This window comes from Nocardia sp. bgisy134, from assembly GCF_057708325.1.
Map to the genome: position 1 here is coordinate 139,113 of NZ_JBYIRW010000017.1, position 24,874 is coordinate 163,986.

Here is a 24,874-nt window from a genome sequence, read left to right on the forward strand (position 1 = left end):
ACAGGCGATTTCGAGCACGGGCAGGGGCGGGGTCCGCCGTGTTCTATGCCTCCGAGTCCGAGCGAGAGGTTTAGATGAACCCAAAGTCAGCCGAAACTGCCGACCAGCTGGATCTGATTCCGCTCTCGAGGGCGCAGTACGGCATGTGGCTCGCGGACAACCTGTCGGGGGGGCCGACGGTGAACATCGCACATTACATCGAAATCGCGGGGCCGATCGACCACGACGTATTCACCAAGGCGGTGAACGACGCCAGCCGCGAAACCGAATCTCTCGTCGTCCGGGTGGTCGAGTCGAACGGCGTCCCCTATCAATTCGTCGACCGCAGCATCACCTACAACGAGTCCATTCTCGACGTCAGCGGCGAGGACGACCCGTTCGCCGCGGCAATGGAATGGATGCGGCGCGATTACAACACCAAGGCTGTCGATTTGAGCCGTGACCGGCTCACCGCGACGCGGCTGATCCGGCTCGCCGAAGATCGGTACCTGTGGTACGGGCGTGCCCATCACCTCATCGTCGATGGCTACGCCGCGTTCAACGTCATCACCCGGATGGCCGAGCACTACAACGCCTTGCTCGAAGGCAGGCCGCCCGTGCCGTCGGAGGCGGCCGGATTGCGCGACATCGTCGAGGCGGAGCGCGCCTATCGCGTCAGCTCGCGGTTCGAGACCGACAAGGCGTACTGGCTCGACAAGGTTGCCGATCTTCCGACGCCGCCGAGCCTGTCCGGTCGCACAGCCCGGTGGAGCAAGGTCGATCATGTCGCGGGCCAGCAGCTTCCGTCGCAATTGTCCACCATGCTCGACCGTTTCTCCGACGACCTGCACGCATCGCCCGCGCAAGTGGTCATCGCGGCCTTCGCCGCGTTCCTCGCCAGAATGACCGGTACCGACGACGTGGTGTTGTCGATGCCGGTCAGCGCTCGTGTGACGAAAGCCCTGCGCAATTCTGCCGCGATGCTGGCGAATATGGTGCCGATTCGGTTCACCGTGGACGCGACGACCACTGTGGAGCAAGTGATCCGCGCGTCGGTGTCCGAACTCGTCTCCGGGATGCGGCATCAGCTCTACAGGTTCGAGGATCTGCGTCGCGATTCGAATGCGTTGGACGCATCCGCGACCTCGTTCGGACCGATTGTCAATATCCTCTTCTTCGACTCGGAGATCCGCCTCGGGTCGGCCGTCGGCCGTTACCGCGCACTGACGTCGGGCGCATTGGATGATCTGCAGCTGAATCTGTACCGTTCCGGGGCCGACGCGCCGCTGCTGATCGAACTGCACGGGAATGCGAATTTGTACAGCCAGGACGAACTCGATGCGCACGCAGGTCGGTTCATCGCCTTCCTGCATCGTTTGATGGATTCGCCCATCGAAACCCCTCTGGTCGAGATCCCGCTCGTGGACCCCGCCGAAGAGGCGCGCATCGTCGGGCAGCTCGCCGGTCGTGACGGCGCAACGAGCACAGCGACGCTCGTAGATTTGCTGACGCGGCAGGCCGCCGCCACACCCTCCGCGGTGGCCGTCGGATCGGGTGAGACCGCCCTGACCTATCGCGAGCTCGACGAGCGATCCAACCGGTTCGCCCGTACGCTCATCGCCCTCGGAGCGGGTCCGGAATCACTGATAGCCATCGCGATGCCACGGGACGCCGATCTCATCGTCGTTGCGCTGGCCGTCCTGAAGTCGGGTGCGGGGTATTTGCCCTTGGACGTCGCGCATCCGGCCGATCGGCTGGAATATGTGCTGAACGATGCCGATCCGATCGCCGTCGTGACGACCCGCGGTATGCGCGAGCACGTGCCGGGCGATCCCGGTCGTGTGGTGCTGTTCGACGGCGCGGCCTGCGACGAATCGGCGGCGCCGATCACGGACGCCGATCGGCCGAGCCCACTGTGCCCCGACAACGTCGCCTACGTCATCTACACCTCCGGATCGACAGGCAGGCCGAAAGGCGTGGCGATCACCCATCGCGCCGTCGCGACCTACCTGGTGAACGCGTGCGCCGAGATCGGCGTCCGGACCGGAGACGTGTGGACGTTGTTCCATTCGTTCGCGTTCGACTACTCGGTGTGGGAGATCTTCGGCGCATTGGTCAGCGGCGGCCGGGTGGTCGTCGTGGACAGCCTCACCACTCGCTCGCCGGACGATGTCGTGCGCTTGGTGGCACTGGAGAAGGTGACCGTCTTCAACCAGACGCCCTCCGCGTTCCACCAATTCGCCGCGGCACGACAGCGTTACGCGGACGCCGGTGAGCCCGACGGTGAGCTGTCGATGCGACTGGTCGTTCTCTCGGGCGAACGTCTCGACCCGGCGGCGCTGGCGGACTGGTACGAACACAACCCGAAGCTGCCTGTGTTGGCCAACAGCTACGGCATCACCGAAACCACTGTCTTCGTCACCTATCTCGGCCTGACACCGCAGATCGCGATGCCGGGCGCGCCGAGCACGATCGGCCCGGCGCTGCCGGGGCTGCGCGCGTATGTCCTGGACGAACGATTACGTCCGGCGCCACTGGGCGCCTGGGGTGAGATCTATGTCGCCGGAACGCAACTCGCCCGCGGCTATCTCCACCGGCCTTCACTCACCGCCGGACGTTTCGTGGCCAACCCCTTCGGCAAGCCGGGCGAGCGACTCTATCGCAGCGGCGATGTCGCGCGCTGGAACCACACGGGCGAGCTGGAATACCGTGGCCGTGGCGATCAGCAAGTGCAGCTGCGCGGGTTCCGCATCGAGCTGGACGAGATACGTAACGCGCTGCTGACCCACAGCGCAGTCTCAGCGACAGTCGTTGTCGTGCATCTGCCCGGCACGGAGGCGGCGCGGCTCGTTGCCTATGTCGTGCCCATCGGCGAAATCGCCGGTGGGGCCGACACCCTGCGCGCGCATGTCGCGACGATCCTGCCGGAATACATGGTCCCCGCCGTCGTCGTGGTGTTGCCCGAGTTGCCGCTGACCGTCAACGGCAAGGTCGACCATCGGGCGCTGCCCGAGCCTGTCTTCGATTCGGCCGCGGCGTACGTCGCGCCGAGCACGGTGATGGAGGAGACGATCGCGGACGTCTTCGCCGAGGTGCTGGGCTTGGAGCGGGTAGGCGTGCTGGACAACTTCTTCGAAGCGGGTGGTAATTCGCTCACCGCGACCAGCGCCGCCGTACGGATCGCCGAGCTGACCCGATCCGATCTGTCGGTCCGGGATCTGTTCGGCAAGCCGACCGTCGTCGAACTCGCCGCGCTCATCGACGCCGAGCACCGCCCCGGCCGCCTCGCGTTGCGCGCGCAGCCACGCGTCGAGCCGATCCCGCTGTCGCCGGCGCAGAACCGAATGTGGCTGATCAATCAGGTCGATCCGGCCTCGGCGGCGTACAACATTCCACTGGTGGTGCAGCTGACCGGCCGTCTCGACGTCGCTGCGCTGCGCACGGCCCTGACGGATGTGATCGATCGGCACGAGTCCCTGCGGACCGTCTATCCCGTCGTGAACGGAGAAGGGACACAGGTCGTTCTGCCTGCCGAGGACGTTGTCGCCGGTCTCGATCTGTCACCCGAACCGATCGACTCCGCCGACCTCGCGCAGCGGCTCCGTGACCTGGCGTCGATCGGATCCGACGTGCGTACGAGTCCGCCGATCCGGGTCACGCTGCTCGCGTCCGCGGACCGGCATCGGCATGTCCTGGTCATCGTCTTGCACCATATCTGCTGCGACGGATCGTCCCTCGGACCGCTCGCGGCCGATGTCGTGACGGCCTACGAAGCGAGGTCGGAAGGAAAGAAGCCGGCCTGGCAGCCCCTGACGGTGCAATATGCCGACTACAGCATCTGGCACCGCAACTTGCTCGGTGACGAGAACGATCCGGAGTCCGTGGCGGCACGCCAGTTGCGTTTCTGGGCAAAGCAGTTGGCGGGGATGCCGCCGTTGCTGGAGCTGCCCGCCGACCGTCCGCGCCCTGCGCACCAGTCCATGCGCGGCGACGTCGCCGACACCGTGATACCGGCCGAGACCTTCGCCGGGATCGAGCGGTTGGCTCGCACGGCCAACGTCACTACTTTCATGGTCGTCCATGCCGCCCTGGCGGTTCTGCTGGCCCGGCTGTCGGGCTCGAAGGACATCACCATCGGGACGCCGGTCGCGGGCCGCGGCGAGCGTGCGCTGGAACCGCTCATCGGCATGTTCGTGAATACCGTGCCGCTGCGCACCGAGGTGCGTTCCGGCGAATCCTTCACCGCCTTTCTGGCGCGGGTGAAAGATGTCGATCTCGATGCCTTTGCCAACAGCGACCTGCCCTACGAACGCGTGGTGGAGGAAATCGATCCCCAGCGGTCGACCGCGTACGAACCGCTGTGCCAGGTGTACCTCGCCTTCGAGAACATGGACCGCCCGAGCCTGGAGCTCCCCGACCTCACCGTCGAGATCCTGGATCCCGGGCCGCAACCGGCGAAGGTGGACATCATCGTCACCGTCGCCGAAAACACCGCCGCGGGAGGCGATGTCGCACTGCGGATCGACTACGCCACGGATCTGTTCGATCGGGCGACGGTCGAGGAGCTGGCCGCGCGGCTGAATCGGGTCCTCGAGGCGGTCGTGTCCGATCCGCAGGTCCGGGTGGGTGGTGTGAATGTGCTGTCGGGGGTCGAGCGGGCAGGGTTGCTGCCCGCGTCGGGTGGCCGTGCCGAGGCGCCGCGGGTGTTGGCGGAGTTGTTGTCGGTACGGGATCTGGGCGCGGCGGCGGTGGTCTCGGGTGATCGCACGGTGTCGTACGCGGAGTTGGATGCTTGGTCGAACCGTCTTGCCCGGCAATTGATCGGGTGGGGTGTAGGCCCGGGTGATCAGGTCGCGTTGGCGATGGCGCGGTCGGTGGAGTTCGTGGTGGCGATATGGGCGGTGACCAAGGCGGGCGCGGCGTTCGTGCCGGTGGATCCGCGAAATCCGGCCGATCGGGTCGCGCTCATGGTGGCCGATGCCGACGCGCGGGTGGGGATCACCGTCGAGGCTTCGCAGCACCTGCTTCCGGACTCGGTCCGGCGGTTGGTGCTCGACGAGCCCGACACCACGGTCTGCATCGCGTCACGGTCCTCGGCGACGGTGACGGATGCGGACCGGGTGCGGCCCTGCCGTATCTCGGACACGGCGTACGTGCTGCACACCTCGGGGTCGACGGGGACGCCGAAGGGTGTCGCAGTCACCCACCAGGGGTTGGCGAATTTCGCGGCCGAGCAGCGGGAGCGCTATCGGGTCGACGGTTCCTCGCGGGTGTTGCAGCTGGCGGCGCCGGGCTTCGACGCGGTGGTGCTGGAGTTGCTGATGGCTCATGCGAACGGCGCGGCGTTGGTGGTGTCGCCGCCGGAAGTCTTCGCAGGGCGCGACTTGGCGGAATTGGTTCGGGCGCAGCGGGTGTCCCACGCGTTCGTGACGCCGAGCGTGCTGGCGACCATGTCGCCGGACGGTTTGGATTCACTGCGGGTGCTGGTGGCCGGTGGGGAGGCGGTGTCGGCGGAGACGGTCTCCGTCTGGGGACCCGGTCGGCAGCTGTTCAATGGGTACGGGCCGACCGAGACCACGATCATGGTCGCGATCAGCGACCCGCTGTGTGTCGGGGAGCGAGTCACCCTCGGTGGCCCGATTCGTGGTGTCGAGGCCGTGGTCCTGGATACCGGCCTGCAGCCCGTGCCGGTCGGAGTGACCGGACAGCTGTATGTGTCCGGAGTGCAGCTGGCCCGCGGATACCTCGACCGGCCGGTCGCCACGGCCACCGCGTTCGTCGCCAATCCGTACGGTCCCCCCGGTACCCGTATGTACCGGACCGGCGACTTGGCCCGCTGGACACCGGAGGAAACGCTCGAATACCTCGGTCGCACCGACTTCCAGGTCAAGATCCGGGGTCAGCGCATCGAACTCGGCGAAATCGAGGCCGTCCTCGCCGCGCACCCCGCCGTGGCGGTGGCGGTGACGGTGGGCGTCGAGACCGACGGTGGATCGAGACTGGCCGCCTACGTCGTGCCTGCGATCGAGACCGTCGATACCGCGGAGCTGCTGAGGTACGCCGCGCAACGCCTGCCCTCGCACATGGTCCCGGACACGGTGATGCTGCTCGACACGCTGCCGCTGTCGTCGGTGGGCAAGATCGACCGTGCGGCCTTGCCCGAACCGGTATTCGCCGCTGGCATCGTCGAATTCGTCGCACCGCGAGACGCTGCCGAGCAGATCGTCGTCGACGTCTGTGCCGCGGTGCTGGGGCTCGAGCACGTCGGCGTCCTCGACAGCTTCTTCGATCTGGGCGGCAACTCGTTGTCGGCCACTCGGGTGGCGGCGCAACTGAGCGTCGCGTTCGGTGTCGATGTCTCGTTGCGCGCGGTCTTCGATGCGCCGACCATCGCCGCCTTGGCGGAGAATCTCCGGACCAGCGACACGGCGGGACGGGAACCTCTTGCGCCGCAAGAGCGCCCGGTCCGAATCCCGCTGTCGCCCGCGCAGGCGCGCATGTGGTTCCTCAATCAGTTCGATACGAGCTCGGCGCTGTACAACATTCCGATGGTCGTCCACATGTCGGGAGAACTCGACGTCGCCGCCATGCGCGCGACGATCGCGGATGTGCTCGACCGGCACGAATCCCTGCGAACCGTCTACCCGGACAGCGACAGCGGACCGCACCAGGTGGTCGTGTCGGTGGAGACGGCACTGCCCCGGCTGGAGCCGTTGCCGGTCGCGGCGAGCGACGTCGAGGCACACATTGCCGCGGAGGTGGCCGCTGGGTTCGATGTCACGGCCGAGGTTCCGTTCCGGATCACCTTGCTGCGCAGCGCACCCGACGACCACACCCTGGTCCTCGTCGTCCATCACATCAGCTTCGACGGGTCGTCGCTCGCGCCGCTCGCCGCAGACCTGATGACCGCGTACAAAGCCCGCGTCCGGCAACAGGAACCGCCGTGGGCGCCGTTGCCTGTGCAATACGCGGATTACGCTCTGTGGCAACGCGCAATGCTCGGCACCGAGAGCGATCCGCACAGCCAGACCGTCGCCCAAATCGACTACTGGCGCGCGGCTCTCGCCGATGTGCCCGAGGTGCTCGACCTGCCCACCGATCGCCCGCGGCCGGCGAAACAGTCGTTCCGTGGTGCGACGGTGTCGACGAAGGTGCCCGCGGAACTCCATCGTGAGGTGGTCGCGTTGGCCCGCCGCCACGATGCGACGGTCTTCATGGTGATGCACGCGGCGTACGCTGCGCTGCTGGCGCGGCTTTCGGGAAGCGGTGATATCGCGGTCGGCACACCGATCGCCGGTCGCGGCGAGCCCGGACTCGATGCCCTGGTCGGAATGTTCGTCAATACGCTGGTATTGCGGACACGCATCGAGCCCGCCGCGTCCTTCCTCCGGATACTCGATCAGGTCCGGGCCACCGATCTGGCCGCCTTCGAGAACGCCGACATCCCGTTCGAGCGGCTCGTCGAGGTGCTGAATCCGCCACGTACGACAGCGCATGCGCCGTTGACGCAAGTCGGATTCTCGTTCCAGAACATCGAGATCCCGACCGTGGCGTTCGAGGGCCTGACGGTTTCGGCCCGGATGGCTGATTCGAGCGTCGCCAAGTACGACCTGCATCTGAATCTCGTCGACGCGCTGGAGCCGGACGGTGAACCGGGCGACATGGAAGTCGAATTCGCTTATGCGACAGATCTGTTCGACGAAGCGACGATCACCTCGATCTTCGACCGTTACTTGCAGCTGCTACAAGCGATCGTCGCTGATCCCGCCCGCGCTGTCGGTGATATCGATCTACTGACCGCGAACGAGGCGCGCGAGCTGATGGCGCGGTCGACCGGGGAGACGACCCGTCCTTCGTCCGCGACGATCGCCCACCTGTTCACCGCGCAGGCAGCGGCGACCCCGGGGAACACCGCCGTGATCGATGCCGAGGGTGGCGACCGGATCGGTTACCGAGAATTCGCGGCGAGGGTGAATTCGCTGGCGCGTGTGCTGATCGGACGGGGGATCGGTCCGGGAACCGTTGTTGCCGTTGCGATGCGTCGATCCGTTGACCTGCTGACCACGCTGTACGCGATCCACGCGGCGGGCGCGGCCTATCTGCCGCTGGATCCGGATCACCCGGTCGATCGGGTGCGCGCGGTCCTCACCGACGCGATGCCGACTGCCGTCCTCACCCGAGCGGTCGACAGGGCGAATGTGCCCGATGGCGTTCCGGTGTGGACGTTCGAGCAGCTCGGTACCGAGCACGCGGATACGTCGGAGGTGACAGACGCCGACCGGATCCGGGCTTTGCGCCCGGACGATCTGGCGTATGTCATCTACACCTCCGGCTCGACGGGTGTGCCGAAGGGCGTGGCGGTAACGCATGCGGCGGTGGTGAATCAACTGCGGTGGCTGCGCGACCACTACGGGTTCGGCGGCGACGATGTCATGCTGTTGCGCACGCCGTTCACCTTCGACCTGTCCGTCTGGGAGCTGTTTTCCGCATTGACCTGCGGCGCGGCGTTGGTTGTCGCGGGTTCCGACGCGCATGTCGATCCCGCCGCCGTGGCCCGGCTGATGGCCGAATATCGCGTCACGACCGTGGATTTCGTGCCGTCGTTGCTCTCCGCATTCCTCGAGCAGGCTGCCGAACACGAATTCCCGGACCTGCGGCGGGTGCTGTGCATCGGCGAGGCGCTGCCTGCCGACACCGTCCGTCGCTTCCGGGATCTCGGCGCGGCGCGCATCGACAATCTGTACGGGCCGACGGAGGCCGCGGTCAGCGTCACCTCGCACCGCATCGACGCGCTCGACGGCGGCGCAGTGCCGATTGGCATTCCCGAGGCGAATGTGGTGGTGCGCGTTCTGGATTCGCGACTGCGTCCCGTTCCCGTCGGGGTGACCGGTGAGCTGTACCTCGGCGGCGTCCAGCTGGCTCGCGGCTACCACGGACGGCCGGGTCTGACGGTGGCGACGTTCGTCGCCGATCCTTTGTCCGGTGCGAGCGGTTCCCGGCTGTACCGCACCGGCGACCTGGTCCGCTGGGGCGCGGATGGCAGCCTGCGCTATGTCGGCCGCGCCGACACCCAGGTGAAGATTCGCGGTCTGCGGATCGAACTCGGTGACATCGAAGCCGCGTTGGTCGCCCACGAGCAGGTGAACGCGACCGTCGTGCAGGTGCGCACCGATCGCGGCGAGCAACGCTTGGTGGCCTACGTGGTGGCCACCGAGGCGTTGGATGTCAAGGGAGTCAGGGGCTTTCTGCTCGAACGGCTGCCGGCGTATATGGTGCCGTCTTCGCTGATCCGGATCGACGCGATCCCGGTCACGGCCAACGGCAAGGTCGACTACCGAGCGTTGCCGGCGCCGGACCCGGGAAACCAGGAATCCGAGTACCGCGCGCCGCAGGGACTCGTCGAGCAGACAGTCGCCGGGATCTTCGCCGAACTGCTCGATCGCCCGGAGATCGGCGCGGACGACAACTTCTTCGACCTGGGCGGAAATTCGCTCGTCGCGACGCGCGCGCTGAGCCGGATCGGCGAGGTCGTCGGCGTGGCCGTACCGGTGCAGGTGATATTCGAGGCGCCCACCGTTGCCGACCTTGCCGAACGTATCTCGCGGCTGCGTGCGGTACCGAATCTGCCCGAGCCCGCTCCGAAGCAGCGCCCGGACCGCGTTCCGCTGTCGCAGGCACAGGCGCGGATGTGGTTCCTCAACCAGTTCGATCCGGATTCACCCGGATACGTTGTACCGCTGGCGATCCGGCTCGACGGTGTGCTCGACATCGATGCGCTCGCCGCGGCTGTCGGCGATGTCGTCGAGCGGCACGAGAGCCTGCGCACCATGTATCCGGCGGTCGACGGCACGCCCACACAGGTTGTGCTCGACGCGGCCGACGTTGTCGCGACCTGGGACCTCACGCCGCAGCCGGTCGGCGAGCGCGAGCTGTCGGACCGGTTGGCCGAGTTCTCGGGTGCCGGATTCGACGTGTCGAAGGGCGTGCCACTGCGCATTGCGCTGTATCAGCTGTCGGACCAGGCGTGGGTGGTCGCGTTGGCCGTCCATCACATCAGTTGCGACGGCTTTTCGGTGGCGCCGCTGGCCGCCGATATCGTGACGGCCTATCGTGCGCGGTCCAGCGGTAACCCGCCGGACTGGGCTCCGCTGGCCGTCCAGTTCGCCGATTACGCCCTCTGGCAGCGCGAGGTGCTCGGCTCGGCGGACGACCCGGACTCGTACCTGGCCCGCGACGTCGGCTATTGGCGCACTCAGCTCGCGGGCATCCCCGATGTGATCGAATTGCCGACCGATCGGCCGCGACCGATCGTGCAGACGCAACGTGGCGCGGTCGAACATGTCACGATCCCCGGTGAGTTGCAGGGCAGGGTCGAGGCGCTGGCGCGGCGAGCGGGCGCGACGACGTTCATGGTCGTGCACACGGCGCTGGCGGTGTTGCTGTCGAGGCTTTCGGGCAGCGGCGACATCACCATCGGTGTGCCCTATGCGGGCCGCGGTCACCGATCGCTCGACAACCTTGTCGGGATGTTCGTCAATACCTTGGTGATGCGCACCCGGGTCACGGTGGATCAATCGTTCTCCAGCTTGCTGAACCAGGTGCGGCGCACGGACATCGAGGCCTTCGACCATGCCACCGTCCCCTTCGAGCAGGTGGTGGAGGCCGTGAATCCCGCCCGGTCGACGGCCCATACGCCGTTGTTCCAGGTCATGCTCGCCTACCAGAACATCGCGCAGGCGCGTGTCGAACTTCCGGGTCTCACCGTCGAGAACGTGGATCCGGGCGACAGTGCCGCGATCTACGACCTGCTGCTGATGATGACGGAGGGGCACGGCACCCACAACGAGCCGACCGGCATGACGCTGCGCCTGACGTATGCCGCGGACCTTTTCGATCAGGACTCCGTCCGGCGTTTCGCCGAACAATTCGTGCGCGTACTCGACGCTGCCGCGACCGACGCCGATGCGGCGGTCGGCGGGATGGAGTTGCTCGATGCCGCGGAGCGGCACTTGGTGCTGGAGCAATGGAACGCCGCCGCCGTTCCCGCCGCGGCAGTCCGGACACTGGTCGACGCCTTCGACGAACAGGTCACCCGCACCCCGGATGCTCCGGCGATTCGCGTCTCGGACGGCACCGTGTCGACCTATCGGGATTTCGACACCCGCGTCAACCGTGTCGCCCGATGGCTCATCGCGCGCGGGGCTGGCCCGGAAACTGTTGTGGCGGTCTGCATTCGGCGATCGGTCGAGCAAATCACGGCGCTGTATGCGGTGGTGAAGGCGGGGGCGGCGTTCCTTCCGATAGATCCGGATACTCCAAGCGCGCGAATTGCCGGCGTGCTGAACGCGGCGCGGCCGTTGATGGTGCTCACCACATCCGCGGACGGCGACGAACTTCCGGAGGGGTTCGAGACCGCGCGGATCGATCGAGTGGACCTGGCAGGTCTTGCCGATGCCCCGATCACCGATTCGGAGCGCCGCGCGCCGCTGCGGCCGACCAATGTGGCCTACGTCCTGTTCACCTCCGGCTCCACCGGCGTTCCCAAAGGCGTCGCGCTGACCCATGCCGCGACCGTGAGCCAATTGGCGTGGGCACAGCGGGAGTGGCCACACGACGCGTCCGACACGGTCCTGTACAAGACTCCGATCACGTTCGACATCGCGGTATGGGAGTTGTTCTGGCCGTTGCAGACCGGTGCGCAGATCGTGGTCGCCGAACACGACGGGCACCGCGACCCGGCGTACCTCGCGGGCGTCATCGCGCGACACCGGATCAGTACCGTGCACTTCGTCCCCTCGATGCTGGACGTTCTCCTCGAAACCACCGCCGGCACGGAGCTGTCGTCGATCCGGCGAGTACTCGTTGCCGGTGAGGCGCTGGCGCAGCGCACCGTCGACGCGGCGGCGCGCGTGTTCGCGAAGGCCGAGGTGGTGAACTGGTACGGCCCGGCCGAGGCGGAAGTCGTCACGGCTGCACGCTGTGTGCCGGATGTGACGACCCGCGCGATGGTCCCGATCGGCACACCGGTGTCCGGCATGCGGGTCTACGTTCTGGACTCGCGGCTGCGGCCGGTGCCGGTGGGTGTGGTCGGCGACCTGTACATCTCGGGTGTCCAGCTGGCCCGCGGTTATCACGCTCGTGCCGATCTCACCTGCGGTGTCTTCGTGGCGCACCCGTTCGGCGCGGCGGGCGAGCGGCTCTATCGCACCGGTGATCTCGTCCGGTGGACGAAAGCCGGCGAGCTGGAGTACCTGGGCCGCAGTGATTTCCAGGTCAAGGTCCGCGGTCAGCGGGTCGAACCGGGTGATGTCGAAGCGGCGCTGTCCGCGCTCCCGGATGTCGCACGCGCCGTCGCGGTCGCCACGGCGGAACACATCGTCGGATACGCGACGCTCGTACCCGGTGCGGTGACCGATGGGCGCGCGATTCGCGACCAGCTCACCCGTGCACTGCCGTCGTACCTGGTTCCGGCCGCCGTACAGGTGCTCGATGCGATGCCGCTGACACCGAACGGCAAGCTCGATCGAGCCGCCTTGCCGCAGCCGGTCTTCGACGACGGCGAGGAATTCGTGCCGCCGCGCACCGAATACGAAGCGGCCCTTGCCGAAATCGTCGCCGAGATCACGGATATCGACCGAGTGAGCGTGACGGCGAACGTTTTCGAGATCGGGGTCAACTCGCTGACCGCCGCCCGCATCGCGGCGAGGGCCGCCGCGGCGCTCGGTATCGAGGTCGGCATCCGCGACATCTTCGACGAGCCGACGATCGCCGGATTGGCCGAATGCCTCGGCGAGCGAACCGGTTCGGCGGTGGTTCCGCTCGCCGCCCGGCCACGTCCGGCGGCGGTCCCGTTGGCGGCGGCGCAACGACGGATGTGGTTCCTCAACCAGTTCGACACCGCTTCGGCGGCGTACAACATCTGCCTCGCGGCCCGGTTGACGGGCCGGCTGAAGGTAGCCGCGTTGCGGGCGGCATTGCTCGATGTGGTGTCCCGGCACGAGCCGCTGCGCACGGTGTATCCCGCTGTCGACGGCGAGCCGTGCCAGGTCGTGCAGGACGTTGCGGCGGTGGCCAGGGACCTGGTGCCGGATCCGGAGCCGGTCGCCGACGAGGCGGAGCTGGCCGACCGGATCCGGCAGGCCGTCGGGACGGGTTTCGATGTCGCGGAATCGGCGCCCGTGCGGACACGGCTGTACCGCACCGGCGCCGACGAGCATGTGATCGTGCTCGTGGTCCATCACATCGCCGCCGACGGCTCATCGATGGCGCCGCTGGCCCGCGATGTCTTCGCCGCCTACGAAGCGCGGGTGAACGGCGAAGCGCCGCAATGGGAACCACTGGACGTCCAGTACGCCGACTACGCGCTGTGGCAGCGCGAGATGCTCGGCGCCGAGGACGATCCGGCGTCGCTGATCGCGCGGCAGATCGTCTACTGGACCGAGGTTCTCGACGAGGCCCCGGAGCTGCTCGAACTGCCGACCGATCGGCCACGGCCTGCCGCCATGTCGATGGCCGGTGGCAGCGTTCCCTTCGCGATCTCGGCGGGGCTGCACGACGACATCGTGCGGCTGGCACACCGTGAGGGCGTCACCGTGTTCGTCGTGCTGCACACGGCGTTGGCGATCCTGTTGGCGCGCACCGCGCACAGCGAGGACATCGCGGTCGGCACCCCGGTCGCCGGTCGAGGCGACCAGGCGCTGGACGATCTGGTCGGCATGTTCGTCAACACCGTGGTGTTGCGCACGCGTGTCCGCGAGAACCGGTCGTTCCGGGAACTTCTGGTGGAGGTCCGCGACGTGGACCTCGAGGCCCTCGCGCACGCCGATGTGTCCTACGAACGGCTGGTCGATGTCCTCGACCGCCCCCGATCGACGGCGTATACGCCGCTGTATCAGGTGATGTTCGGGTTGCAGAACATGCGTGCGGCCCGGTTCGAGCTGCCCGGTATCGATGTCGAACTGCTCGACCCCGGACTGGCACAGGCCAAAACCGACCTCACCGTGCTGATGACCGAACGCGTCGACGGCCGGCGGCCTGCCGGAATCGATGGCGAGATCACCTATGCGACAGACCTGTTCGTCGCATCGACCGCGGAATCGCTCGCCGAGCGGTTCGTGCGGGTCCTCGAAGCGGTCGCCGCCGACCCGGCGCGCGCGGTGGGCGACATCGATCTGCTCAGTGCGAGGGAGGCCGAACGGCTGGTCCCGGCACATGGTGGGAAGACCACGTCGCCGTGCCTGCTGCCCGAACTGCTGGCCGCGGCCGTGGCAGCGGATCCGGCGGCGGTCGCCCTGATCGGGGAGACCGAGACCCTCACCTACGCCGAGCTCGATCGCCGGTCGAGCCAGCTCGCCGGGCACCTGCTCGCCCGAGGGGTCGGACCGGGGGTGTTCACCGCGCTGGCCGTGCCGAGGTCGGTCGACTACCACGTCGCCATGTGGGCGATAGCGAAGACCGGCGCCACCTTCGTCCCCGTGGATCTGCGATATCCCGTGGAGCGGATCGCGCACATGGTGAACGATTCCGGTGTCACCGTGGGGATCACCATTGCGGCCGTACAAGAGTCGCTGCCGGGAGATGTCGGATGGGTCGTGCTCGACGATCCCGATGCGGCCGCCGAGATCGCCGCACAGCCGGGCCACGCTGTCACGGATGCGGAGCGCGCACGGGCACTACAGATTCGGGACGCGGCGTATCTGGTCTACACGTCCGGTTCGACCGGAACACCGAAAGGTGTCGTGGTGACGCACGAGGGCTTGGCCGGATTCGCGGCCGAGCAGCGGGCGCGCTATCGCGTGGACGCCACGTCGCGTGTACTGCAAGTGGCGGCGCCCGCCTTCGACGCGGTGCTGCTCGAAGCATTGATGGCGTGTGCGGCAGGCGCTTGCCTGGTCGTGTCGCCGCCGGAGGTGTTCGGCGGCCCGGATCTGGCCGCACTGGTCGGCGCGCATGGGGTGACCCACGCGTTCCTGACACCCAGCGTGCTGGCGACGGTGTCACTCGCGGACTTCGCCTCGGTGCGGGTGCTGGCGGTCGGCGGCGAGATGGTGTCGGCTGACCTGATCGCCGCCTGGGCGCCGGGACGGCAATTGCACAACATCTACGGCCCGACGGAGACGACGATCGTGGTCACGATCAGCGATCCGGTACAGCCGTCCGATGTGATCACCATCGGCGGTCCGATCCGTGGTGTCGAGGCTGTGGTGCTGGACGCGCGGTTGCGTCCTGTGCCCGTGGGGGTGACCGGGGAGCTGTACCTTTCCGGTGCCGCATTGGCGCGCGGCTACCTGAATCGCCCTGCCGCGACAGCGGGTGCGTTCGTCGCGGATCCGTACGGTGCGCCGGGGTCGCGGATGTATCGCACCGGCGATACCGTTCGCTGGACCGCGCAGGGCGCGCTGGAATACGTCGGCCGCATCGACTTCCAGGTCAAGATTCGTGGCCAGCGCATCGAACTCGGCGAGATCGACGCCGCGCTGCTCTCCCATCCGAAGGTGGCCGCTGCTGTCACCGTGAGCAGAACGGGGCCCGGCGGGCAACCGATGCTCGCCGCATACATCGTGGCGGAAGCCGCGGAAGTCGTCGAGTCGAGCGCCGTGTCGGAGCACGTCGCCGCCGTCTTGCCTGCCTACATGGTGCCGTCGACGATCACCGTGCTCGACCACATGCCCCTCGCCTCGACTGGCAAGGTGGACCGAAAAGCGTTGCCGGAACCCGTCTTCGAGGTCGATGGCGACGACGCCGTCGCCGCGGCGACCGACCTGGAACGCACCATCGCCGCCGCCTTCGCGGACGTGCTCGGCATCGGGTCGGTGGGCGTGACGACCTCGTTCTTCGCGCTCGGCGGTGACTCGATCATGTCGATCCAGTTGGCATCGCGGCTGAAGACATCGGGTGTCATCGTGACGGCTCGGGACATTTTCGAGCGCAAGACCGTTCGGGGACTCGCACAGGTGGCCGAGGCCGCGGAACGAGTGTCGCTCGCGGAGCTGCCGGGCGGTGGCGTGGGCGAAATCCCCTTCACGCCGATCGTGTCCTGGTTCGTCGAGCGGCTCGGGGCAGCCGATCGGTTCGCGCAGTCGATGCTGACGCGCTTGCCGCGGGACGCACGAGTCGATGACGTGATCGCGACCGTGCGTGCGGTGCTGGAACAGCACGACATGCTGCGCTCGCGGCTGCGCGAACGATGCATGGAGGTGCTTCCCGTCGGCACTGCCGATGCCGCGGGCTCGGTGTTCGTGCGAACCTTCGGGGCGCACGAGGCGCCGGGCAGCGCCGGTTTCACCGCCGTGGTGGAAGCGGCGCTGACCGACGCGTCCGACCGACTCGATCCCGCCGAGGGCCGGATGCTGCAGGTCGCGTGCCTGCTTCCGGAATCGGGTGTCGAGGCCGATGCCCGTGCCCTCATCGTGATTCATCACCTGGCTGTCGACGGGGTGTCGTGGCGGATCCTGCTGCCCGACTTCGTCACCGCCTGGCAGCAGATCAGCCAGGGGCGGGCGGTCGAGTTGCCTGCCCAGGGCACATCCATGCGGCGGTGGGCACACGCGTCGATCGCCGCGGCGGCAGGCCGGGGTGACGAGTTCGAGCTGTGGCAGCGGATGAGTGCGGCAGCCGATCCGCAACTCGGGAGCGCGGAATGGGATCCCGCCGTCGACACCCAGGCGACGGTGCGGCATCTGACGGTGTCCATCCCGGCCGAAGTGACCTCGGCGTTGCTGGACGCGGTGCCGCGAGCCGTGCGCGGCAGCGTCGACGATGCGCTGCTGGCCGCTCTGGCGGTCGCGCTGGTCGGTTGGCGCAGGCGCCGCGGCATCACGCACCCGGGCGCGAAAGTCCTCCTGGAAGGACACGGCCGCGAAGAGGAGATCGCCGCAGGAGCAGATGTCTCGCGCACCGTGGGCTGGTTCACCAGCACGTACCCGGTCGCGCTCGACCTCAGTGGAATCGATGACACGGACCTCCGCGCGGCAGCGAAGTCCGTCAAAGACCAGCTGCGCGAGATCCCCGACAAGGGCATCGGTTACGGCCTGCTGCGCTATCTGAACACCGACACGGCCGACCGGCTCGCGTCGGCGCCCCAGCCGCAGATCAGTTTCAACAATCTCGGCCGCGCCGGCGTCGACCTCACCTCGCTGTCGGATATCGCGTGGGTCCCGACCGACGAGCAGTTCGATCGGCGGGCCGCCTTCGATCCGGATATGCCTGCCGCAGCGGTGATCACGATCGACGTGAACATCGTGGACACCGAGGCCGGACCCGAGCTGTCGGCACATGTCGGCTACGCCTCGCGGTTGCTCGAACACGAAGAGGTGGCCGAACTCGTCGGCGGATGGGTCGACGCCGTCACCGAGATCGCCGCCATGGCTCGTGCGGACGACGAATGGGGATTGTCGCGGGCAGATGTTCCACTGGTCGACCTCACACAGCGCGATCTGGACACCTTCGCCGACCGGTACGGTCGACTCGGCGAGGTCTGGTCGCTGGCGCCGCTGCAGGCGGGTCTGCTGTTCCACGTCGAATTCGCGGCGGGCGAACTCGACGTCTACACGGCGCAATCGGTCCTCGGTCTCACCGGCGTGGTCGACGAGAATCGGCTCGAGCGTGCCGCGAAAGCCTTGCTCGTGCGGCATCCCAACCTGCGGGCCGCGTTCACGCGAACGGCCGACGGCGTTCCCGTGCAGGTTGTTCCCGCCGCCACAACGGTGTGCTGGCGCAGCGTCGAACACTGCGGCAGCACAAGGGAATTGGATGAGCTGATCGACGCCGAGCGGGCGGTCGTCTTCGATCCCGCCGACCCGCCGCTGTTGCGGTTCCTGCTCGTCGCCGTGGGGCCGCACGACTTCCGGCTGGTGTTGACCGCGCACCATCTTCTGCTGGACGGCTGGTCGTTGCCGCTGCTGTGGCGTGAGTTGATCGGTTTGTACGCCGTGGCCGCACAGCCGGAACTGCTTCCCCCGGCGACCTCGTACCGCGACTACTTGGAATGGCTGGGCCGGCGTGATCGCGCTACCAGCGCCGAGGTGTGGCGGGACGCGCTGCGAGATATCAGCGAGCCCTCGCTGGTCGCCGATCCACAGACGGCGACGACCGCGGACATCCCGATCGATCTGCCGATCGTCCTCGATCGTGCCGCGACGGCAGAGTTGGTGACGTTCGCGCGGGCGCGAGCGGTGACGATGGCGACGATCGTGCAGTTCGCCTGGTCCGTGGTGCTGGGCAATCTGCTCGGTGTCGAACGGGTGACCTTCGGCAGCACGGTATCCGGCCGTCCCGCTGAACTGCCGGGCGTCGAGTCGACGATCGGTCTGTTCATCAATACGATTCCGGTCGCCGCCGATGTCCGGCGGGATCTGACCATCGAGGACGCGCTGCGTCGACTGCAGGCGGACAACACCCGTCTGCTCGACCACCACTACCTCGAACTGTCACAGATCATGCTGGCCGCGGGCAGCAGCCAGCTGTTCGACACTCTGGTCGTCTTCGAGTCGTATCCGGTCGACAGCAGTGGCCTCGGCGAGGCCGATGTCGACGGTATGCGGGTGGTCTCGGCGGATGGCCGCGACGCGGCGCATTACCCGATCACCGTGCAGGCGCACCACACCGACGAGTTGCAAGTCCGGCTCCGCTACCAGCGGGCCCGCGTCGACGACGTGACAGCGGCTGGTCTCGCGGCCCGTTTCGACACCGTGCTGCGTGCGGTGACGACCGATCCGAGCAGGCGGCTCGGTGCGATCGATCTGTTGTCCGCGGGCGAGCGGTGCGCGCTCGTGCCCCGCTCAGGTGGCAGCGCCATGGCGCCGTGCCTCGTAGCGGACCTGCTGTCCTCGGGCGTTGCGGTCGATCCCGAGGCGGCGGCCGTTGTTTCCGGTGGGCGTACCGTGTCCTACGCGGAATTGGATGCCTGGTCCAACCGAGTGGCGCGGCAGTTGATCGCGTGGGGCGTAGGCCCGGGGGATCAGGTCGCGCTGGCGATGCCGCGGTCGGCGGAATTCGTGGTCGGCCTGTGGGCGGTGACCAAGGCGGGCGCGGCGTTCGTGCCCGTCGATTCGCGGAATCCGGCCGAGCGCGTCGCGCTCATGGTGGCGGATGCCGAGGTGCGGGTTGCGGTCACGGTCGAGGCACTGCGGGATCTGCTGCCCGGCACGGTGCGCCCGATGGTCCTCGATGATCCGGACACCGCGACGTCGATCGCCTCGCGATCGGCGGCCGCCGTGACCGACGCCGAGCGCGTGCGCACACCGGACGTCCGGGACGTGGCCTACGTGATCTACACCTCCGGCTCGACCGGAATGCCGAAGGGGGTCGCGGTCACCCACGAGGGGCTGGCGAGTTTCGCGGCCGTGCAGCGAGACCGGTTCGGTGTGGACACTGGTTCGCGAGTGCTGCAGGCCGCCGCTCCCGGCTTCGATGCGATGCTCATCGATGTGCTGCTGGCCCACACCGCAGGCGCTGTGCTCCTGGTGCCGCCGCCGGCGGTGTTCGGCGGCGACGAGCTGGCAGAACTGATTCGCGCACAGCGGATTTCGCATGCGTTCGTCACGCCCAGTGTGCTGGCGACGATGTCGCCGACCGGTATGGATTCGCTGCGGGTGCTGATGGCCGGTGGGGAGGCGGTGACACCGGAAACGGTCGCGATGTGGGCGCCGGGCCGGACCTTGTTGAACGGGTACGGCCCGACCGAAACGACGGTTCTCGCGTGTATCAGTGCCGCGCTGCGACCGGATGGTGCGGTGACCATCGGCGGGCCGAGCCGTGGAGTCGAGGCTGTCGTCCTGGATGCGTGGTTGCGGCCGGTGCCGGTCGGGGTGGTGGGGGAGTTGTACCTCGCGGGTGTGCAGCTGGCGCGAGGATATGTGAACTGGGCATCGGCGACGGCAGGCTCGTTCGTGGCGAATCCGTTCGGTGCGGCGGGTTCGCGCATGTACCGCACCGGCGACCTCGCCCGCTGGACACCGGAGCACACCCTGGAACACCTCGGACGGCGCGATTTCCAGGTGAAGATCCGCGGTCAGCGCATCGAACTCGGTGAGATCGAAGCTGTTCTGGCCGAGTATCCCGGGATCGAGCACGCGGTCGTCATGCTGCGGAAGGACCAGCGCGGCCTGGATCGACTCGTCGGCTACCTCGTCACCGACGAGGACGTGGATCCGAACGAGGTTCGGGCCGCCGCGCGGTTGCGACTGCCCGCGCACATGGTGCCCGACGTGTTCACGATGCTCGCCGAGCTGCCCCTCACAACGACCGGCAAACTCGACCGCCTGGCGCTTCCCGCCCCGGAATTCGCGGACCGTCGGGAATGGGTCGCTCCGAGCACCGACGCCGAGCGGCGCATCGCGGAGGTGTTCGGAAGCGTCCTGGGCATCGACAGCGTAGGGGCGACGGACAGCTTCTTCGACCTCGGAGGCGACTCGCTGTCGGCGACACGGGCGGCCGCGCAATCGAGCACGGCACTGGGAGTGCGTATCGGGGTCCGAGACCTGTTCGAGAAACCTGTGGTCGCCGAACTCGCCTCCTGCCTGGATACTTTCGACCGCGACTCCCGACTGCCGCTGACGCCGCGACTCCGGCCGCCGCTCGTGCCGCTGTCACCGGCGCAGCAGCGGATGTGGTTCCTCAATCAGTTCGACACCACGGTCGGTGCGTACAACATCCCGCTGGTGATCCGGCTGCGCGGAGAACTCGACATAGCCGCGCTGCGGCACGCGTGTTCACTGGTCATCGACCGGCACGAGTCGCTGCGGACCAAGTTCCCGATGGCCGACGGACAGCCGTGTCAGGTTGCCGTCGGCGTCGACGAGGTCGCCTCGGTACCGACGCCCGTCCGGGTCGACGAGAAGCATGTGAGGGAACGAGCGATCGCCGTGGTCTCGACGGGTTTCGATGTGCGACAGGCGCCCCCGTTGCGTATCGAATTGTTCGCTGTCGATGACCGGGACCACGTTCTGGTCATCTGCGTGCACCACATCTGCGCCGACGGCCAGTCGATGATGCCGCTCGCGCGGGATGTGGCACTGGCGTACGAGGCGAGTAGACAAGGGACAGCACCGATGTGGCCGGTCCTTCCGGTCCAGTACGCGGATTACGCGCTGTGGCAACGAGAGATGCTCGGCTCGGCGGACGATCCGGACTCGGTCATGTCCCGGCAGTTGCGATTCTGGAAAGACACCCTCGACGGATTGCCCGAGCTGCTCGAATTGCCGACCGACCTGCCCCGGCCACTCGTCGCGTCCATGCGCGGCCGCGCCGTCGATTTCGAGCTTCCCGCCGAACTGCACGAACGGATTGTCGCTGTCGCGCGCGCCGCGAACGCGACGGTCTTCATGGTCCTGCACGCCGCGTTGACCGTCCTGCTGTCCAGGTCGGCCTGCGTCGACGACATCGCGATCGGCACCCCGGTGGCCGGCCGTGGCGAGCGTCAGCTCGATGATCTGATCGGCATGTTCGTCAACACGCTGGTCTTGCGGTCGCGGGTGCGGCCCGGACAGCCGTTCGCCGAATTGCTCGCCGCGACCCGTGACACGGACCTGGCGGCGTTCGAGCATGCGGATGTTCCCTTCGAGCAAGTCGTGGAAGCGATGAATCCGCCCCGGTCGACTGCGCATCTTCCGCTGTACCAGGTGACGCTCGACGTCCAGAACCTGAGCAAGGCCGCGTTGGAACTGCCGGGGATCGGCATCGAGCCGATGGAAGACGGTTTCGAGCAGGCACAGGCCGACTTGAGCATGAAATTGGTCGAGCGGTTCGGTGACCGAGGCCGTCCGGATGGCATGGCGGGTCGGCTCACCTTCGCCACCGATCTCTTCGTCGAAGAGACGATGACTCGGTTCGCGGACGCTTACGTACGAATTCTGGAGGAGGTGACCGCGAATCCGGCGGGCGCGGTCGGCGATATCGAGATCGTCGATCCGATACAGCGCCGCGAATTGCTCGACTCGGCGGGCGAAGACGGCGTCGTGGTCGCGGACGTGACGCTCGTCGACCTGTTCGCTGCCCGAGTCCTGGCCCAGCCGAACGCGGTCGCGGTCTCCGACGGTGCGTCACAGTTGACCTATGCGGAGCTGGATCGGCAGGCCACCCATCTCGCCGCGCGGCTGAGCGAGCAGGGCGTGGGGCCGGAATCACTGGTGGCAGTGGCGTTACCGCGCTCGATCGAATTGGTCGTTGGCCTGCTCGCGGTGATGCGAGCGGGCGCCGGGTATCTGCCACTGGACGTGGCATATCCGCCGGACCGATTGCGGTTCGTGCTCGACGACGCACGCCCGGCCGCCGTGCTGACATCGGTCGAGTTGGCATCGGCGGTGCCGGAGTACGCCGCGCCGGTGTTGCTCGTCGAGGATGGTTCGGACGCGACAGCAGCGGGCGGCTGCGATCCGGTGGCGCCGAACCCGCGGCCGGACAACGTGGCCTATGTGATCTACACCTCGGGATCGACGGGCCGCCCCAAAGGGGTGACGGTCAGCCATCGCGACGCGGTCACGTTGTTCGCCAACACGGCCGAACGCTTCGACTTCGGCCCGGACGACGTGTGGACGATGTTCCATTCCTACGCCTTCGATTTCGCGGTGTGGGAAATGTGGGGCGCGCTGCTGTCCGGCGGCAGGCTGGTCGTCGTCGACTACCACACATCCCGGTCGCCGGAGGCGTTCGTGGATCTCGTGGCGCGAGAGCGCGTGACGGTGTTGAGCCAGACACCGTCGGCGTTCTACGGGTTCGCCGCGGCAGAGCGCGAGTATCGCGAATCCGGCTGCACCGCTGGCGAACTCACGCTGCGTTACGTCGTATTCGGCGGCGAGGCACTGGATGCGTCCCGGTTGACCGGATGGTTTGCGGCGCACGAGCCCGGATCGCCGCGATTGATCAACATGTACGGGATCACCGAGACGACAGTGCATGTCACGTTCACCGAGATCGATCGGACGGACGCGGCCGGGATCGGGACACCGCTTCCGGGGTTGCGCGTATACGTGCTCGACGACCGGCTGCGCCCGGCGCCGATCGGCGCCGCCGGAGAGATCTATGTGGCCGGTGGGCAATTGTCGCGGGGCTACCTGGGAGCCCCTGCTGTGACGGCGGGACGATTCGTGGCGAATCCCTTCGACCCGCACGGTGCCCGGTTGTATCGGTCCGGGGATGTGGGCCGGTGGCGAAAGACCGCCACTGGGCTCGAGTTGAACTACGTCGGCCGGGCTGACGCGCAGGTGCAGTTGCGTGGTTACCGCATCGAGCTGGGCGAGGTGGAGTCGGCGCTGCTCCGGCACCGGCAGGTGACGCGGGCCGCCGCGGCGGTGCACCGGCACGCCAGCGGCGTCGATCAGTTGATCGGTTACGTCGTGGGCGTCGACGGCCGGGAGATCGATCCGGGCCAGGTCCGGGAGGCCGCTGCCGAGATGCTGACTAGCTACATGGTGCCGTCGACAGTGATGGTGTTGCCCGATCTGCCGTTGACCGTCAACGGCAAGCTCGATCGAAACGCCTTGCCTGCTCCCGATTTCGAGGTATCGGTGGACGAGTTCGTCGCGCCGCGGACGCATACCGAGAAAGCGATCAGCGACGTATACGCGCGGGTCTTGGGCGTCACGCGGGTCGGGATCTCGGAGGGGTTCTTCGACCTGGGCGGCAATTCGCTGCTGGCCACGATGGTGGTGACCGAACTGCGTGCTCGCGGTGTGACGATCGCGTTGCCATGGATGTTCGACGATGCGACACCGAAGGCGCTGGCGCGCAGGGTCGATGAGGCCGAGGGCGGCTCCGGTCTGGAGGTACTGCTTCCGCTGCGTGCCGGCGGATCGAAGCCCGCCCTCTTCGCTGTGCACCCCGCCGGGGGATTGGCGTGGTTCTACGGCGGCGTGGTCGAACATGTGGACAAGGATCGACCGGTATACGGCTTGCAGGATCCGCATGTCGTGGCGGGCGAACCACGTGCGGATTCCGTGAACGAATTGGCCGAGCGGTATGTGGCCGAGATTCGCCGGATACAGCCGAGCGGGCCGTACCACTTGCTCGGCTGGTCGCTGGGCGGGCAGATCGCGCACGAGATGGCAGTGCAGCTTCAGCGCGATGGTGAGCTCGTCGGAACGCTGGCCCTGCTGGATTCCTCCGCCGACGCCTCGGATCCGACGGCAGCTGCGACGATCACCACCGGGGACGAGCCCGCGCCGGGAGAGTTGATGGCGGACCTACTCGGCGGTTGGCGAGAACTGTTCGACCTCGGTGACGGGGTGCAGGCGGACACGCACGAACAGGCGTGGGCGGTCATCCGGGACCAGGTGGTCGGCACCGGGCTGTTCACCGCCGAACAGGCGGACCGCGTGATGGAGAGTTTCGAGACCGCGAGCAAGATCGCGGCCGATCACCGGCCAGAAGTTTTCGACGGAGAGGTGGTGTTCTTCACCGCAGGCAAAGACCGCATGGACGACGGCGCTCTCGTGCGGACATGGCGCCCGTACGTCACCGGCAACATGCACAACACGATCGTCGACGCACGCCACCTCGAGCTGAGCCACCCGCATGCCATGGTCGTCGTCGGCCCGGTCCTGGAAAGGTTCATGAACGAATACTGATCACTGTCCAGCGGGATCCGGCTCGACGTCGGCGTGACGGTCGTCTCGCCGAGCTGGGCCGTGGCCCGGATGCGATGGGCGAGACAATGCACTGGTGGTCCGCATCGCTGTGACAATCGCTACTCTGTCATGCCGCGCGATGAAGGCTCGAACTCGCACGTGCGGCGGTGACCGACGGAACTACCGCCAGCCCGTCGATGTCGTTCCGCTCGGAATTGCTTTGGGCAGGACTCGATTGGCGCGTCCCTGTCCACGCGACGCGCCGGCGAGCAGAGCTCGAACCAGACGTGTGACCGAGCGGCGCAACCACCCGGCGACCTCACGAGTGGGGA

At 67.5% G+C, this 24,874-nt stretch carries 1 protein-coding gene; it reads left to right on the forward strand.

Annotation, left to right across the window (positions count from 1 at the left end; all coding sequences use genetic code 11):
- Positions 1-74: 74 nt before the first annotated feature.
- Positions 75-24,542 (forward strand): non-ribosomal peptide synthetase, encoded by a 24,468-nt coding sequence (locus tag AC3ERS_RS27295; protein WP_431970948.1) that lies wholly within the window; start codon positions 75-77, stop codon positions 24,540-24,542.
- Positions 24,543-24,874 lie beyond the last annotated feature (332 nt).

Coding starts and splice junctions, on each gene's coding strand:
- AC3ERS_RS27295 (WP_431970948.1), top strand. CDS start 75: ATGAACCCAAAGTCAGCCGAAACTGCCGACCAGCTGGATCTGATTCCG.